This is a genomic window from Rhodococcus sp. AZ1, from assembly GCF_054979605.1.
On record NZ_JBUEQF010000001.1, the window covers coordinates 434,735 to 452,411 of the forward strand.

Genomic DNA, 17,677 nt, shown 5'->3' on the forward strand with positions numbered 1-17,677 from the left:
CAGAGGAGTAACGCCATGCTCGACGCCGTTCCGTCCGGGTCTCTGCGCGCCGCCGCCTCGACCGCATGGCGTACCGCCGCCCTGGGGATGGGCGGCGCGCTCGCGGCGGTGGCGCTGGGACTGGCGGTGGCCGGGACCGCCGACGCCTCGCCCGCCGACCCGAACCTCACCCCCAACCAGCAGCAGGCCCAGTGGCAGAAGGAACGCGACGCCAAGGCCGCGGCCGATGCGGCAGCGGACAAGGCCCGCTTGGACAAGCTTCGCCAGGAGCTCGCCGACAAGGCTGCGGCCGACGAGAAGGCACGCGAGGAACGACGGGCCGACGCCGAACGACGGGCCGCGGCACGCGAACGGGCGGCCGCCGCGGCGACCGGGGATCCGCAGCCCCCGGCGGCGCCCTTCAGTGCACCCCAACCGTGGACCCCGCTGCTGCCGTGGACCCTGCCGTGGGCACCTCCGCCCGCTCCTGCACCCGCACCGGCGCCTGCACCACCAGCCCCGGCGCCGACTCCCGTAGAGCAGGACGAGACCCCCGCCCCCGAGCAGTCGCAGCAGTCGGTGCCGGAGCAGTTCGCTCCCGAGGAGTCCGAGCAGAACACGGCCCCCGAGACAGAGCCCGCGGTGATCGAGCAGAGCGACCCACTGCCCGAACCTCGTCGGCGTGACCCGGAGCCCACCCCGTCGCCGGTGCCCGGCCCGGCGCCGCTGCCGAGCACCCCTCAGGTGCAGGCGCAGCCCTCGCCGCACCAGCCGACCGGCCCCGGCCCGGACCCCGAGCCCGACGATCTCCCGGGCCCCGATCCGGCGACGAAGATGGCCAACCCCACCCCCGAGAGCCGCGGCACCGGCACGTCCACGCCCGATACCGCAGGTCCGAACCTCGGCAATCCCAACCCGCTGTCCGACGGCTGATACTCGGCAATCACTCGGGGCCTGCTGGCCCCACCACGCAGCACTCATCCCGCTGGATCACACCTACTCGACACCGGTTGTTGTGTGCGGGCTCACACCGAGCTACCTTATAAGTACGATTTTCGTACGTAACTAGCGAGGAGCTCAGCATGCCGACCGACCCGGGCGAACTGGCCGATCTGCTCACCGCGCAGAGGGCAGCCTTCCTGCGCGAGGGGCCACCCGACGCAGCCCTGCGCCGCGACCGTATCGATCGGCTGATCGCTCTGATGACAGAGAACGTCCCAGAGCTCAGCGCCGCACTCGACGCCGACTTCGGGTCCCGGCCCGAGGTGGTCAACCAGGTGGCCGACATCGCCGGGCTCCTACCGGACATGCTGAGCACCCGCTCCCAACTTCAGCGCTGGATGGCACCCCGCCATGTCCGCGCCAACAGCCTGGCCGGTCTTGCCACCCGGGTCGAGAGCGTGCCCCTGGGTGTCGTCGGGATCATCGGGCCCTGGAACTTCCCGTTGGGGCTGGTCGCCCAGCCCGCCGCGTCCGCTTTCGCTGGTGGAAACCGCGTGATGATCAAGTTCTCCGACATCACCGAACGCACCGGAGAAGTGTTCGCCCGCCTCGCCTCGTCGTACTTCACGCCGGAGGAACTCGTGGTCGTCACCGGCGGCCTCGAGACCGGCGTGGCATTCAGCAAGCTGCCGCTCGATCACATGTTCTTCACCGGCTCACCCCAAGTCGGGGCCCTGGTAGCGCAGGAGGCCGCCAAGAATCTGGTTCCGGTGACCCTCGAACTCGGCGGGAAGAACCCCGCTGTGGTCGCACGGAGGGGTGACCTGCGCACATCCGCGCGCCGGATCATGTCCGCTCGGCTCGCCAACGGCGGCCAGATATGTCTGAGTCCCGATGACGCCTTCGTTCCCCACGAGTACCTCGATGAGTTCGTCGCGCAGCTCATGGCCGAGGCGCGCCGAATCGCGCCGACCGTGATCGGCAACCGTGACCTCGTCAGCATCGTCGACGAGCGCAACTTCGACCGCGTCGCCGGGCTCATCGACGACGCGGTGGCCCGCGGAGCCCACGCCCACACCGCGGCACCAGCGGGGGAGCTCCTACCTGATCGTGCAGAGCGCCGAATCGCTCCCACCGTGTTGACCGGGGTCACCGACGAGATGGACATCGCCCACGCCGAGGTATTCGGGCCCGTCCTGTCCGTCTACACCTACGACACGGTCGAGGAGGTGATCGACCGACTGTCCACCCGGCCGACCCCGCTGGCCGCCTACTGGTTCGGGGATACCGGCGATGACTATCGCACCTTCGTCCGGCGTACCCGCAGCGGTGGCGTCACGGTCAACGACTTCGGCGCGCATTTCGCCGTCCCGGGTGCACCCTTCGGTGGCGTCGGTCGCTCCGGCTCGGGGGCCTATCACGGCCGGACCGGCTTCGACACGTTCACCCACCAGCGCACGATCGTCGAAAGCCGGCTGCCGCTGAGCTTCGGGGGCTTGATGACTCCACCGTTCCCGGGCGTGATGCGCGCCGCCATCAGCACCTACATCAAACTCACCGGTCGCCGAACCCGAGCTCGACTGGGCACCCGAAAGGAAGTCATGACCGATTTCGCCCCAACCACCGCCCTGATCACCGGCGCCGCGAGTGGCATGGGTAGGGAGATGGCGCTACGGCTGGCGCGCCGGGGTGTGCGGGTCGCTGCCGTCGACCTCAACCAGAGCGCCCTCGACGAGCTCGCCGCGTCCCACCCCGGCATCACCACCTACGTCTGCGATGTGTCCGAGATCGAGCAGGTGACGAAGGTGGTCGACGCCGCTGAGACCGAACTGGGCCGGATCGACCGTCTCGCCCACTGCGCTGCCCTCATGCCCGGGGGTCGGCTGGACGAGACCTCCACCGAGGACATCAACCGCCTGATGCGCATCAACTACGACGGCACCGTCGCCGTGACCAAAGCGGTCCTACCGGGCATGCAGCGACGGCGACGCGGTCAGATCGTCATCTTCGGGTCCATTGCGGGCTACGTCTACACCGAGCGCTACGGCGCCTACAACGCCACCAAGGCGGCGGTGAACGCCTACGGCGAGGTGCTGGCGCGCGAGCTCGACGGCAGCGGCGTCCAGGTCCTGCTCGTCGCCCCACCCATGGTTCGGACCCCGCTGCTCCAGCAGACCGTCGGCACTGGTCCGGCGTCGATCGCCAAGACCTTCGACCGGGGCGGTGGCCTGGAGCCCGGCGAGGTGGTCGACGGGGTCGAAAGGGCACTGAGCAACCCGCGACGCAAGAGTTTCCTGCCCGGGCAGGCGCGCTACTACTACCTGGCTCGTCGCCTGTCGCCCGGTCTGCTCTGGTGGATCACCAAGAAAGCGGGCTGACAAACCACGCTGAACTGCGGCTCAGCGATTCCGGTGACCCGCCCCGCGCGCAGTGCGATCAGGGGCGGGCACCGTTGCCGATCCGCTCGGCCAGCGACTCCATCAGGGCATGAAGGTCGTCGTCACGACGCCAGACCAGACCCAGCTCATACGGCTGATCGGCGACCTCGAGGGGGATGGTCGCCAGCCCTGGCTGCTCGAACACCTGCGCCGCCACGCCCGCCAGTCCCGTCAGCGTGACACCCCGACCGTGTCGCACCAGCTGGGCGAGCCCGACGAGCTCGGGCTGAGGAAACTCCTCGACCACCGCGTTGGCGGCACGCAGTCGATCGGTGATCTGTCCCAGCGCCTCCGGCTGGATGGACGGGCTCGGCATCAGGACGCGGCGGCCGGACAGGTCGTCGAGGGTGAGCTGGGTGCGGGTGGCCAGCTCATCTTCTGCACGCAACACGACCCCGGTGCCGTACGACACCAACGGGGCGACCTGCAGATCGGGATCAGTGATCGGCAACAGGGCGACCGTGACGTCGAGATCCTGGCGCCGAAGTGCCTCGACCAGTTGTTGCGAGGTCGCGAACTCCAGGTCGACGGCGACCTCGGGGTGTATCTCGTCGAGCAACTCCACTACCCGATCCAGCAGATGGGACGGCGCCAGACTGGGCGAGCCCACCCGCAGACGTGGCCGAGCCTGTGCCCGGCCCAGCGCCCGACCGTGCATCGTGAAGCGGGACCACGACCGGAGCATTTCGCGGGCTTCGTCGAGCAACGCGACCCCGGCCTCGGTGAGCTCCACCTGGTGATGGTTGCGGACGAACAACGGCACCCGGAACTCTCGTTCCAGTTCGCGGACCGTCCGACTCACCGGCGAGGGCGACAGTTGCAACCGGGCCGCCGCGCGTCCGAAATGCAGCTCCTCGGCGACCGCCACGAACGCCTGCACGTGGCGCAGTTCCATGCCGTCGACCCTACCCGTCGTCACGTTGCGCGTGACGCAACGTGACGATGCCGATTCAGCGCTGGTCGCGTCCTGATCGAGCAGGTCACAGTGGATTCGACGGGCAGCGACGAGGCTGCCCCCGAGGACCCGAGGACCGGTCGTGACGCAATCCCGAGCATCCCAGAGCATCGATCTGTTGGCCGACCTGCGGGTGGTCGACCTGACCACCGGCGACGGGCGACTGACCACCCGACTGCTGGCCGACCTCGGCGCCGAGGTGGTGAAGGTGGAGCGTGCCGACGCCGACACGAGCGATCTGCATCGGGCGACGTTCGACGCAGGCAAGCGCAGCGTGGTGCTCGACCCCGCCGTGGCCGCCGACCTCCGAAGCCTGATCGGGTTGATCTCCGACGCTGGGATTCTCGTCGAGGACGGCCACCCCGGCGATCTGGCAGCGGCAGGCCTGACCGAGGAAGTTCTGCGCACCGCGAACCCACGGCTGGTGGTCGTGTCGGTGTCGGCCTTCGGCCAGAGCGGCCCGTACCGAGATTGGGCCGGCACCGAGTGGGTGCAGCTGGCGCTGGGCGGTGCGCTCTCGCGCTCGGGCCTGCCCGGCACGGTCGTCCCGGTGGTGCCGCCTGGTGAGATCGCGACGCAGTCGGCCGCTGTGCAGGCCGCCTGGGCCGCCCTTGTCGGCTGGTACCACACCGCCACAACCGACCGGGGCGAGCGGATCGACATCTCGGTGCACGAAGCCGCGGCTGCCGTCGTCGACCCGGGGTTCGGTGTTGCGGGCAGCGCGACCGGCGGCGTCCCCTCCAAAGACGGCCCACGGGCGCGACCGAATGCCGGCCACCTCTACCCGATCTTCCCGTGCGCGGACGGCCACGTCCGCACCTGTCTGCTCGCCCCACGGCAGTGGCGTGGCATTCGAGCATGGTTGGGCGAGCCGGCGGAGTGGTCGGACCCCGCGCTGGACGACCTCGGTGCGCGGTTCAGGGTGGCGGGCACGCTCTATCCGTACATCGGTGGCCGGTTCGCGGAGCACACCAAGGCCGAGCTCGTCGCGGCGGGCGCACAGTTCGGATTTCCGATCGCACCGCTGCTCACTCCGGCCGAGATGCTGAACTCCGACCACCTCGCACAAACCGAGGCGCTGGTCGAGCACGACGTCGACGGACGCGGGACCGCCCGCATCGCCAACGGATTCATCACCGTCGACGGCGTCCGCGCAGTTCTGCGCGGCCCGGCCCCGTTCGTGGACGCCGATCGCGCGGTCCTACGCGAGTCGCCGACCACCCGTCGCCCGGTCGATCCGCCGCCGACAATCGCGTCATCGGCAGAACGTCCGCTGGAGGGCCTGCGGGTCATCGACCTCGGCGTGATCGTTGTCGGCGCCGAGACCGGCCGATTGCTCGCAGACATGGGCGCAGAAGTGATCAAGATCGAGTCCGCGGCGTTTCCCGATGGGCTTCGTCAGTCCCTGGTGCCCGGCCCGATCTCGGCATCCTTCGCCTACGGCAGTCGCGGCAAGCTGAGCCTCGGCCTGGACCTCCGGACGCCGGAGGGCAAGGACCTGTTCGCTCAGCTGGTGGCCGACTCCGACATCGTCCTGTCGAACTTCAAGCCCGGCACGATGGAGTCGCTGGGGTTCTCGCGTGCCGAACTCACCGCGATCAACCCCGGTCTGATCACCGTCGAGAGCAGTGCCTTCGGTCCACGTGGTCCCTGGAGCAAGCGAATGGGCTACGGACCCCTGGTCCGCGCGATGTCAGGGTTTTCCGGACTCTGGGCGTACCCCGACCGTCCGAACAGCTTCAGCGACGCCTCCACCGTCTATCCCGACCATGTTGCTGCCCGCATCGGGGCCGTGGCCGTCATCGCCGCACTCGCACGCCGCCGCCGCACCGGCCAGGGTGCACACATCGAGTGCAGTCAGACCGACGCGATCATCGGGCAGCTCGCACCGGCCCTGGCCGAGGAAAGCCTTGTCCCGGGTTCGCTGGAGTGTGTGGGCAACAACGGTCCGGACGCTCCCACCGGACTGTTCGCCTGCGCCGGCGACGACGAATGGGTCCTCGTCGACGCCCGCGGGGACGCCGCCTGGACGGCCACCTGTGAGGTGATCGGCCGACCGGAACTGGCGCGCGACGAGCGGTTCAGCACGACGAGAAAGCGGATCGCGCGGCGCGAGGACGTCAACGCCCTGATGGCGGCGTGGACCTCGACCCGCACGCCCGATGAGGCGATGGGGCTGCTGCAGTCCGGTGGGGTGCCCGCCGGTGCTCTGCGCCGGGTCGTCGACCTGCCGGCCGACCCGCAGCTCGCCGCCCGCGGGTTCTTCTCGGTGCAGCCGCAGCCGCAGATCGAGGAGGAGTTGGTCGCGGAAGCGCGCCACGCACACTTCGAGGTGGTGCCCGATCCCGAGTTGCGGCCGGCCCCTCTGCGGTTCGAGCACACCCGCGAGATCGCGTCGCGCATCCTCGCACTGTCCGAGGCCGAGATCGACAAGTTCGTGGATGCCGGGGTGCTACAGGTCCCGCCCGCGTGAGCGCCCCCGGTTCCGATCAGCCGTCGACACCACGCCAACGTCAGCACACAGGAGAGTTCGTGACCATTCGAGAGCTCGACCCCCGCACGCCCGTCGTCGTCGGGGTCGGCCAGGCCTCCGAGCGCATCGACCAGCCCGACTATCAGGGGATGTCCGCCGTAGATCTGGCCGCCGCAGCAGCCCGCGCCGCACTGATCGACACCGGCGCCGACCCCGTTCTGGTCGCTGCCGCCGTCGACACCGTGGCCGGCGTCCGGCAGTTCGAGATCTCCACGCCCGGGGCGTCGGCGCCGCTGGGGAAGTCCACCAACTACCCGCGCTCGGTCGCCCAGCGGGTCGGGGCTGCGCCCGGGCGGGCGGTGCTCGAGGTCGGTGGCGGCCAGTCGCCACAGCATCTGGTCAACGAGTTCACCGCGACGATCGCCTCCGGCGCCGCCGAGGTGGTGCTGTTGTTCGGGTCGGAGGCCATCTCGACCAGCCGTCACCTTGCCGCCGAAGCCGACAGGCCCGATCACTCCGAGCAGATCGACGGCGACCTGGAGGACCGTGGATTCGGGTTGCGCGGGCTGATCTCGCGTTACCAGATCGAGCACGGCCTGACCGGTGCTCCGGAGCAGTACGCGCTGTTCGAGAACGCACGCCGCGCTCGCCTGGGCCTCAGCAAGGCCGAGTACGCCGCCACGATGGGCGAGTTGTTCGCTCCCTTCACCGCTGTCGCCGCGCGCAACCCCCACGCGGCCGCACCGGTCGTGCGTTCGGCCGGCGAGTTGGTCACCGAGTCCGAGACGAACCGCATGATCGCCGAGCCCTATCCGCGCTACATCGTCTCGCGCGACCAGGTGAACCAGGGCGCCGCCGTGGTGCTGATGTCACTGGCTGCCGCGGACCGCCTGGGCGTCCCGGTGGCCAAGCGGGTGTTCCTGCACGGCCATGCCGACCTGCGCGAGCGCGACCTGCTGGACCGAGAGGACCTCGGCGCCTCGCCTGCCGCGATCACCGCGACCAGGCACGCCCTCGAGTTGGCTGGTCTCGGTGTCGAGGAGGTGGCGACCTTCGACTTCTACAGCTGCTTCCCGATCGCCGTCACCAACACTGCCGTCGACGGTCTCGGTCTCTCCGTCGACGATCCCCGTGGCCTGACCCTCACCGGGGGCCTACCGTTCTTCGGCGGTGCAGGCAACAACTACTCGATGCACGCGATCGCCGAGACCGTCGACCGCGCCCGCACCTCCCCGAGCACCTTCGGGCTGGTGGGTGCCAACGGCGGCTTGCTGAGCAAGTATTCGGTCGGCATCTACTCCACGACTCCCGCAGCCTGGCGACCCGACGACAGTGCTCGGCTGCAAGCGCAGATCGACGCCCAGCCGTCCCCGCCGGTGTCCGCGAAAGCCGACGGGTGGGCCACGGTCGAGACCTGGACGGTCAAGCACGGCCGCGGCGACACCCGGACCGCCATCATCGTGGGGCGCGTGGAGTCCAGCGGCGAGAGATTCCTTGCGCTCACTCCACCGGGTGATGACTCCGTCCTCGACCTCCTGGCCGGCGACGAGCCGATCGGGCAGCGGGTGTTCGTGAAGTCGACTCCCCGAGGCAACAGAGTCACCACGACCGGCCGGCGAATGGCCGAGCTGTTCCCCGCTCGCCCGGTCGGCTTGCGCGAGACGTACGACAACGTGCTCGTCGAGCGTCGCGACCATGTACTGGAGATCACGATCAATCGGCCTGCGCAGCGCAACTCGCTGACGCCTCCGGCGCACGACGAACTGTCGGAGATCTTCGACGCCTTCTTCGCCGACGCCGATCTGTGGGTGGCCATCATCACCGGGGCCGGGGACAAGGCATTCTCGGCCGGCAACGACCTCATGTGGACCGCTGCGGGAAAACCGATGTGGCTTCCCGACAGCGGGTTCGGGGGACTGACCAGCCGCACCACACTCCCTAAGCCGATCATCGCCGCCGTCAACGGTTTCGCCATGGGAGGTGGTCTGGAGATCGCTCTCACCTGCCACCTGGTGGTCGCGGACGAGACGGCGAAGTTCGCCCTCAGCGAGGTACAGGTCGGCCTCATCGCCGGGGCCGGGGGCTTGGTCCGGCTACCGAGGGCGATCCCTTGCGCGATCGCCAACGAGTTGATCCTGACCGGCAAGCGGATCGGTGCCGACGAGGCGCACCGGCTCGGGCTCGTGAACCGCGTCGTGCCGGCCGGTGGCGCGCTCGACGGGGCCCGCGAGCTGGCGCAGCAGATCGCCGCGGCGTCCCCCACCTCCGTTCGACTCTCCCTCCAGGTCATGGAGGAGACCCGGGGCGTCGCCGACACGGTGGCCGCGGTGAATCAACCGACCACGGCCATCGACGAGCTCATGTTCAGCGAGGACATGGCCGAAGGCCTCACTGCATTCGCGCACAAGCGCCCACCCCGGTGGAAGAACCGTTGATGACAGCCCGAGAACACCGACACGAGGAGATGACATGACCGCAACGACCGCGACTGCCGCAATGACCAAGGCCGAGCTGGCCGCCTTCGCGGAGGCGGTCGACGGAGAACTCGGCCGACTGTGGCCGAGCGCCACCAGGGCCGGCGACGATTCCGACACCGCGCTGCGACAGCTGTGGCAGGTTGCCGCCTCCCGGGGGTGGACCACGCTCGCCGAGGACGGCGCCCTCGACGCGGTGGTTGCGCTGTCGTATCGGATGGGACGCCATGCCTGCCCGCTCCCGCTCATGGATGTCTTCGTCACCGCGGAGCTCTTCTCCGACGACATCGTCGCGCAGGTTGCCGACAGCACTATCCGTCCGATCGTCGTCGCCGGTGCAATCGACTCCGCGACAGTCGATTTCGCTGAAGCAGCGACCGCGGCGACGCACGTCGTACTACTCGGCACGGATGGCTCGGCGGTACTGCGGCGGATTGCCGAGTGTGTCCATGTTGCCGGGCTCGCGCGACCGCAATGGTGTCGGCTCACACTGAACGAGGCGGTCACCGCCGCAGTGGGCGCCGAACCACCCGCCGTCGAGCGGGCGAAGGAGTTGCTGCGGCTGGGCCTGGTCGCCCGGGCCGTCGGTGCGGCCGAAAGGGCACTCGAGCACAGCGTCGCCCACGCCAACGAGCGGGTCGCGTTCGGCAAGCCCATCAGCAGCTTTCAGGCGGTGTCGCATCGAGCGGTCGATGGACTGACCGACGTGACTGCCGCACGCCACCTCATCGATACCGCGGTTGCCGCGCGGATCGCGGGGCGGGCCGATGCCGCACTCGCCGGCGAACTGGCCGTCGCCTACGCCGGGCCTGCGGTCATCCGAACGCAGTTCGGCGCGCATCACACGCTGGCAGCAGCGGGCTACTTCGAGGAGCACGAGCTGCCGTGGTTGTTCCGTCGCGTCAACTCCGACATCAGCCGCCTCGACCTGTTCGCGCCGGCCCGGGGTGACGTCGCAGATCGGTTGATCGAGACCGGCGCCCACCTTCCGACGCTCGAGCTCGGCGAGCAGGCTGAAGAGTTCCGGGCTCAGGTGCGTGCACTGCTCGCACCGCACGGCGACGTCCCGGTCCGGCACCTCGACGAAACCATGGATCCGGATCTGCTGGCCGAGTTCCGGGCGCGCGGGTATCTGGAGATGGCATGGCCACCCGAGTTCGGTGGCTCCGACGCGTCGGTGGAACTGCAGATGGTGCTGGCCGAGGAGATGGCGTACGCCAGAGTGCCGCAGACGGACAAGGGTGCGGTCGATCTGTTCGGCACTGCGATCCTGCGACACGGCACACCCGAGCAGAAGGAGCGCCTCCTGCCCCTCATCGCCGCCGGCGACTTCCCGTTCTACCTCGCCTACTCCGAACCCGAGATCGGATCCGATCTGGCAAACCTTCGCACCCGAGCGGTGCGGGACGGGGACGAGTGGGTGGTCGACGGGCGCAAGATGTGGGGCACCAATGCCCATCGAGCGCAGTGGGTCTGGCTTGCGGCACGAACCGACCCCGACGCCGACAAGCCGCGCAACGGCATCACGATCTTCCTCACCAGGCTCGACCGTCCGGGCTGGGAGGCGCAAGAACACAGGGCACTTTCCGGTGGTATCTCTTGCTCGACCTTCTTCGACGGGTTCCGCATTCCCGACAGCGACCGCGTCGGCGAGATCAACGGCGGCTGGCACGTCATCACCACCTCGCTCGCGCAGGAACGGGTGATGATGGCCAACTCTGCCGCCGAGATCAACCGCCTCCTCGACGACATGCTCGCCGCCGTTCGGGCTGATGTCGACGGGACGGTCGGTCCGCGCGGCTCGGCGAGACGAGCACTCATCAGTGAGCTCGCCGCACGCCTACAGGCCGCCCGCGTCCTGGTCAACGAGAGCGTCAAGGCGACGGCGACAGGCTCGGGCGGTTGGTTGGAGGCGCCGATGGCCAAGATCGTCTCGAGTCTGCTCCACGAGGACATCGGGGAGGCGGCTCTGCGAATCTTCGGACCCGCTGCCGCCCTCGGTGACAGCGAGGTCGGCGTTCCCGGCGGCGGCGCATTCGAATACAACCTGCGCTACTCGATCATGTCGGTGGTCGGCGGTGGGACCATCGACATTCAGAAGAACCTGGTCGCCCGAATGCTGGGGATGCGTTGACAATGGCCCACGGCTGAACGGCTACGGCGTCCCGACCGCCCACCACCCCTCATACCTCGGTGTGGCGGCGGGAGCCGTCCCAGTGCACGCGCGTGGTGATCACGGCGCTGTCGCCCACCCGTCGGATCTCGTAGATGTCCAGTTGGGGCACCTCTTCGACGGTGCCCCACAGGGCGTGTCCGGTCATCACGAAATCGATGTCGAGGCGCACCAACAGGCCCATGAGCTCCCCGATGGTGGTTTCGTCGATCTTGGCGAACGCATCGTCGAGCAGGACCAGTCGAAGCGCGCGGTCGGCGTCGGGGAGGCTGGAGAGGAACCCGTCCGCGGCGGCGAACAGCGCGGCGTACGAGACGAACCGCGTCTCACCCTGAGAAATCTTCGCCCGCTTCGAAATTCGACGTCGCTGCCCCGGTTCGGGTCCGAGGATGGTGACCTCCACGTCGTACCACTGCCGGTAGTCCAGTGCCGTCTCGAGGTGGGTGGCGTATCCGGCGCTCGGATCGGTGGTGTGCAGGTGCTCGACCCGCGCACGAAGCAGACCGATCAGCTCGTCGTCGACGGTGCCCGCGCCGAGGAGTTCGAGGATGCGGGCCAGATCGGGGTCGTCGGTGCTGGGGACCCACGCCATCGACACCCCGATCCCGTGGCTGGTGCGGGTGGTGCGCAGGCTGGTGTTCATGGCGTCGACCAACTGCGCTGCCTGCTCGATTCGGCGCCGCAGCTCGTCGGCCACCCCGCCGACCACGAAGCCGGCGAACACGTCCCGCTCCCGCTCGCCGAGCGTGTGGTCGCCCTCGTCGACCTCCCGGCGCAGGTGCTCGACCACGGCCATCGGATCCGAGGTGTCACCGGCACCCGCCACGTCGACGACGTAGAGCCCGTGCTCGAGGCGGTGGGTGATGTCGAGGTGGGTGGAGGCGTTGCGCTCGAAGGTGTGCAGGGCCTCGATCAGGTCGTTGACCCCGACCGGTCGGCCCGCGACGAGCGTGCTCTCGGTGTGGGTGAGTACGTCCTCGATGTGATCGGGGTCGTCGGAATGGGCGATCGGCTCCGGCGACGGCCCGTCGACGAGAGCCGATCCACGTGTGGCGACGGCGATGCGCGCGTTGTGAACCCCGACTCGGCGCATCAGTTCGGCCGATCGCGACGCGACCCGTTCGGCGGAGACGGCCGCGTCCGTGCGTGCCGCCGCGACTCGCGCAGCCGCCTCACTGACGGCCCGCGTTGCTGCATCGAGTGCGGAGTCGGTAGCGGTGAGCTGTGCGGTGGTGCGCGAGAGTTCGGCACCGATGCGCCGCGTGGGCACGTCCAGGGTCTCCTGTGCGGCTGCCAATGTCGCGGCGTGCGAATGCCACTCGCTGCGTCTGCTCTCCGCTTCCGACTCCGCGTTGATCCGGTCGCCGGTCGCGTAGCGCAGTTCTGCCTCGGCCTGCTCGGCCGCGCCCATCCTCATGGTCGCCTCGCGGCAGGCGGCGGCCAGCGCGGTTGTCGAGACCATCGCGCGACGACACGCCTGCACCCGGTCGATGAGATCCTCGGTGCCGGTGGGTAATCCGATTCCGGCGCACATGAGTCGGTGGTGGTCGACGTCGGCGCCGAGTGCAGTGCGGGCCCGCGCAGCTCGGTCCTCCTCGGCGCGGGCATGCTCAGCTGATCCGGCAGCGCGGCGACGCAACTGCTCGGCGGCTGCGCGAGCCAACACCAGTGGGCGCGCGGACGGGGCCGCGGCAACGTGTGCGTCGAGGGCGCGCCGCTGCGCCCGAATATCGAGTCGGCGGCCTGCACGTGCGGCGGCGCGGCGGTCGATGGCAAGTAGTTCGGCGCTGATCGCGTCGCCCACCAGCGAGTGCGGATCGGCCGTGGCGGCGCGCTGCTCGGCGAGCAGGTGGATCCGGCGGCTGTCGTCCTCGGCGTCCTCGGCCCGCAGGTGATCGAGTGCCACCGCCCACTTCTCCCTGGCTCGTCGCACCGCCGGTTCGGCGATGCCCGAGAGCACCTCGTCCTCCCCGGTCGCGTCGCCCGAAAGTGCCTCGACGTCCGACAGCAGTGCCACCACGGGCGGTTTCGCCGACATCTTCGCCACGTCCAGCAGCTCGGCGGTCTCCGGTGCCGCCAACCACCGCCGCCACCGGTGGACGGTGTCGATGGCCAGATCGTCGCGATCACCCGCTGCGCGCAGATAGTCGTTCTCGTCGGCGTCGGCGGCGGCGCGTGCGTGGTCGGCTGCCAGCTCCAGCTCGCGCACTCGCAGACGCGCCGCATCGAGTCGGCGCGCCTCCTGCAGGCGCCGCCGTGCCTGCTTGAGCCGCTTCTCGGCGTCGGCAGCCCGGTTCTGCGCCGCCTCTGCCACGGCGTCGAGATCCTCCGGCACCGTGGTCACCGCCGTGTACGACGGGCGCAGAAGTGACGATGGGAAGCCGTCGAGGGAGTCGGCGACGGTGTTCTGCTCGGGCTCGCCCGGGTGGTCGACGACGTGGATGTCGGCGGGCAGACCGGTGGCGGCGATGTCGGCAGCTGCTGTGTCGGCCAGAACGGTCACCAGTGCCTGCGCGGATCGGCGCGCGGCGGTGCGAACGTCCTCGTACCGGCCGATCAGCCGGTTCGCGGCTCCGACCTCCGCGATGCGGGTGCGCCGCGCCCACCCCAGCGCGTGTTCAGCGGTGTGCCGCATCGCAGCGACGGTGAGCTCGCGTTGACGTAGGTCGTCGGCGCCGCGGAAGAGGGCGTGTTCACGGAAGGCATCGACCGCCCGGGCGAGTTCCTCCCGCTCGTCGGTGAGGGCGCGCTGGTCGGCCTCGGCTGCCGCGAGTTCGGACTGCGCCCGGGCGAGGGAGTCGGCGATCTCGGCTTCCGCCGCGGTTCCCGTGCGGACCTCCGCTACGAGGGTGCGCAACTCGTCCGCGCTGTCGCGGACCGCTGTGATCAGGTAGTCGCGGTAGGTCGCCGCGAACGTCTCCACCTCGGCGAGGGTGCTTCGCAGTCGCTGCTGGGTGGAGCGGGTCTCGGTCAGAGCATCGAGTTGCTCACCTGCCGAACCGAGAGTCTGCTCGCTCAGCGGCGGCAGGGCGTCGGAGAGAATCTGCGGCAACCGCCCCTCGTCGATCCGGTTGCCGACGTCGGGGGAGCGCAGGGTGTGCAGCAGCTGGACCAACCCCGCGAAGCGCTCGCGACCTGCGGCCCCGCGCAGTCCGAACACCTTCTTGCGTACGGCGTCCCGATGGGCCTCCGGGGTGCGCGAGATGTTGTTCGGCCCGACCACCTCGATCAGCTCGTCGCGGGTGAGGGCCTCGCGGTTCGGGGCGATCAGCTGCAGCCTGCCGCCGACCCGCTCGCCGGTGATGAAGAAGATGATCTCGCTGCGGTGCGCGGTGGCGCTGTACTTGATGTGCGCGCCGATGGTCAGGTAGGACGCGCCGTCGGACAACTCGATCCACAGGTACCCGAGACGGTTGCCCTGCCCACGTGCGCCGGTGCGCATCAGCTCGTCGAGGTCCACCTTGTTCGAGCCCGTCGCGTCCATCCGACGCCGATCGCCGTCGAGCAGGTACGGCAGCAGCATCTCGAGTGCGCGCGACTTGCCGGATCCGTTGGCGCCGCGCAGGATCAGCCGTCCACCGGAGATCTCGAACTCGGTCTCGAGGTAGTGCCACACGTTGACGATGCCGGCGCGCGTGAGGCGCCACCGCCCGTCGTAGCGTTTGGAGTTCTTCGACGCTCCGTGTCGTGGATTCACCGGGTCTCCTCGGTGGGACGGTAGCGGGCCGCGGGAGCGTGCAGGAGAAGGCGCTCACCGTCCACCTCGGCCAGTGACAGATCGACGAGCAGGTCGACGATGTCGGCGCGCAGCGTGGGCGCCGAGGCCACGTACTCGGCCTTCCAGGATCGCTCGTTGACCTCGGTGAGTTCGGTCAGCAACTCGTCGAGCACCTCGAATCCGATCACCAGGTCGGCGCCCGGCGCCGGTGTGGGCAGTCGTTCGAGGGCTGCGCCGATCACCAGCAGTGCGGCGTGCTTGAGGCTGCCGCTGCCGGGGAACTCGATGTCACTGAGCCGGCCGTCGGAGTCGTAGGCCAGCGATCCCTCCGCGCGAACCTCGAGGGTCAACCCCACGTGGTCGTCCAGGTCGCGCGTGATGACGCTGCGATCGCGGGCGAGGATCTCCTGCTCGGCCTCGGTGAGGGCGGTGCGGTAGACCACCGGATCCTCGACCAGTCGTCGCCTCAGGCGCCGGTGCGGATCGTCGTCGAGCGGAGCCAGTACGTCCTCGATCTCTCGTGCCGGACCGATCGGTCGTGCGAGCAGGTGATCGAGCAGCTCGCGCGAAATCGTCAGCAGTGCATCGTTGTTCGGGTTCTCCGCCCAGGCGGAGATGGCGCCGTCGGTTTCGGTGAGAACTCCCCACTCCACGAGCACGCCGAGCGCGGCCGCGATGGTGCGCCGATCGGCGATGGCATCGGTGAACGCGATCGCGCACTCGTGCGCGTCGGCGCGCATGTGTGCCACGAGATCGCCCAGCAGCATCTGATCCCCCACGCCCGGTGCGAGCAGCGCTGCGCCGGCGAGGGCGACGAACGCCGAACCCCTAGCGCCGAGCGGAGTTCCGTTGGAGCGCCGCAGCGTGCGAACGGGGGACGAGATCTCCGGCGGGCACTTGATCAACCGGGCGTACGACGCGTCCACCACCAGGGTGTAGCCGAACTGCTCGTCGAACATCGTCCTCAGCGGTGCGGCGTGGCGGCGGATCAGAGCGTGCAGTTCGGGGTCCCTGCTCTCGGTGATCACCGGGCGCTGCAAGATCTCGCGCGCGGCCTCGGTGCGCATGGCCGCATCCTGCGTGCGCGTTCCCAGGGACCGCGTCACCGTTCGGCTCCATCGAGTGCACGGGCGCTGATCATCAGTCCGTGGACCCGCAGGGTTCCGTCGCTGCTGAGGATCACGGTGTCGGCCCCGTGCTGAGCGGTCAGGCGCAGGTTCAGATCGGCGTCCGCCCACTGCGCGTCTTCGCCGGAATCGTCGGCCGAGACCACCAGGCGTGCGAGTTGAGTGAGCAGTAGTGAACGTGCCGCCAGCGACAGCGTGGCCTCGGACAGTGTCTCGTGGGTCAGTAGTTCGCGGGCGGCGGCCTGCGCGGCCGCGGCCTCGTCGCGGGCCACGGCGTCGACACGTTCGCGGTCGGCCGCCGGGTCGGGAACGCGGGCCACCCGGCCACGCGAGACGCGGTCCCCGCGCTCGCGCAGAGACAGCGGCACGGTGATCGGATCGGCGGTCCACCACGAGACGGCGGCGCTCACGCGCGGGTCCGGCTCGTCGGGGCCGAGGAGTAGGTGCCGGGATGGACTCGCACCGATGGCAGCGGCGAAGAGCCTGTCGGCATCGGTGTCCGATGACCGGTCCAGCCACCGCGCCAGTCGCAGCAGATCGGCGCGCGGCGACACCCCGGAATCGGTGTTCGGCGAGGCGGCGATCTGTCCGGCGAAGAGTCGACGCAGTGCGGTGGTCGCTGCCGCGCGTAGCACGGCGGGGCCCGAGCGCGGGTTGCGCTCGTCCCAGAACGCCTCGAGGCGATTCCAGTCGCCATGCGTGCGGCCGGGGCCCGGTTCGAGGTCGGCGAGTGTGTCGAGGTCGGCGAGGGCGATGAGGATCTCGGGGCGTCGGGCCCGCACATCCGACAGTGCGCGGTCGATCTCGGGCGCGTATCGGTTGATGTCCGAGCTCACCACATCGACGTAGTCGAGCAGTTCCGGGCCGTCGCCGGGCTCGTCGGCGAGATGGGTGTAGAAGTCCGAGACCGACTCGGCGAAGTCCGTGTGATCTCGGAACAACCCGGTCACCAAGGCTGCGGTGGCCTCGGGTGGGGTTGCGTCGTGTCCGTCCGGCGGGTCTGCCAAGCGGGTCAGAGCATCGAGAATCCGCGGGAGCAGTTCCCTCGAGACTTCTCGCGCAGCAGCGGGACCCACCGCGTTCGCGACGCCACGATGGACGCGAGCCCCTGCGTACGACGCTCGGTAGCGGGTGCGGGCGCGCGAGAAGTCGGTGACGGTATCCGCGGCGGCGGTGCCTTCGGCCTCGGTGGAGACGAGGTTGCCGAACTCGGCCAGTTCCGCGCACCGCTCGGCAACGCTGTCCGGTTCGATGGCTCGACCCAGACCCGCCAGTCGGTCCGCGATCTGCGGCACGGTGAGTTCGGACAGCAGATCGGTGGTGACCGCCGTCATGATCGCCACATAGTCGTCCGACCGGTCGGTCGTCAGGTAGCGATACAGCTCACCGTGCATTGCT

At 69.6% G+C, this 17,677-nt stretch carries 9 protein-coding genes; 5 read left to right on the forward strand and 4 right to left on the reverse strand.

Features of this window, described 5'->3' with window-relative positions:
- Nucleotides 1-15 precede the first annotated feature (15 nt).
- Nucleotides 16-912 (forward strand): hypothetical protein, encoded by an 897-nt coding sequence (locus ACY48E_RS02000; protein WP_462870379.1) that lies wholly within the window; start codon nucleotides 16-18, stop codon nucleotides 910-912.
- 149 nt (nucleotides 913-1,061) lie between these two features.
- The gene (locus ACY48E_RS02005; RefSeq protein WP_462870381.1) at nucleotides 1,062-3,299 is read left to right on the forward strand and encodes an aldehyde dehydrogenase family protein; all 2,238 of its coding nucleotides are present in this window, start codon (nucleotides 1,062-1,064) and stop codon (nucleotides 3,297-3,299) included.
- A gap of 58 nt (nucleotides 3,300-3,357) precedes the next feature.
- Here the strand turns inward: ACY48E_RS02005 and ACY48E_RS02010 are convergent, their stop codons facing one another.
- Nucleotides 3,358-4,254 carry a LysR family transcriptional regulator gene (locus ACY48E_RS02010; RefSeq protein WP_462870382.1) on the reverse strand — a complete coding sequence of 299 codons (897 nt, stop codon included), beginning with the start codon at nucleotides 4,252-4,254 and terminating at the stop codon, nucleotides 3,358-3,360.
- 142 nt (nucleotides 4,255-4,396) lie between these two features.
- Between ACY48E_RS02010 and ACY48E_RS02015 the strand changes: the two genes are divergently transcribed.
- From ACY48E_RS02015 to ACY48E_RS02025, 3 genes are read left to right on the forward strand one after another with little or no spacing between them, the layout of a single operon-like run.
- Nucleotides 4,397-6,787, forward strand: a complete 2,391-nt coding sequence (locus tag ACY48E_RS02015) for a CaiB/BaiF CoA-transferase family protein (protein ID WP_462870384.1) — start codon at nucleotides 4,397-4,399, stop codon at nucleotides 6,785-6,787.
- Between the two features lie 59 nt (nucleotides 6,788-6,846).
- Nucleotides 6,847-9,222 carry an acetyl-CoA acetyltransferase gene (locus tag ACY48E_RS02020; RefSeq protein WP_462870385.1) on the forward strand — a complete coding sequence of 792 codons (2,376 nt, stop codon included), beginning with the start codon at nucleotides 6,847-6,849 and terminating at the stop codon, nucleotides 9,220-9,222.
- A gap of 34 nt (nucleotides 9,223-9,256) precedes the next feature.
- Nucleotides 9,257-11,395: an acyl-CoA dehydrogenase family protein gene (locus ACY48E_RS02025; RefSeq protein WP_462870386.1), complete on the forward strand. Its 2,139-nt coding sequence runs from the start codon at nucleotides 9,257-9,259 to the stop codon at nucleotides 11,393-11,395.
- 49 nt (nucleotides 11,396-11,444) lie between these two features.
- Here the strand turns inward: ACY48E_RS02025 and ACY48E_RS02030 are convergent, their stop codons facing one another.
- From ACY48E_RS02030 to ACY48E_RS02040, 3 genes are read right to left on the reverse strand one after another with little or no spacing between them, the layout of a single operon-like run.
- Nucleotides 11,445-15,131 (reverse strand): SbcC/MukB-like Walker B domain-containing protein, encoded by a 3,687-nt coding sequence (locus tag ACY48E_RS02030; protein WP_462870388.1) that lies wholly within the window; start codon nucleotides 15,129-15,131, stop codon nucleotides 11,445-11,447.
- Nucleotides 15,128-16,258, reverse strand: coding sequence for a TIGR02678 family protein (locus ACY48E_RS02035; RefSeq protein ID WP_462870389.1), 1,131 nt, complete (start codon nucleotides 16,256-16,258; stop codon nucleotides 15,128-15,130). The genes ACY48E_RS02030 and ACY48E_RS02035 overlap by 4 nt, the downstream gene beginning before the upstream one ends.
- Nucleotides 16,255-17,673 carry a DUF2397 domain-containing protein gene (locus ACY48E_RS02040; RefSeq protein WP_462870390.1) on the reverse strand — a complete coding sequence of 473 codons (1,419 nt, stop codon included), beginning with the start codon at nucleotides 17,671-17,673 and terminating at the stop codon, nucleotides 16,255-16,257. The genes ACY48E_RS02035 and ACY48E_RS02040 overlap by 4 nt, the downstream gene beginning before the upstream one ends.
- Nucleotides 17,674-17,677 lie beyond the last annotated feature (4 nt).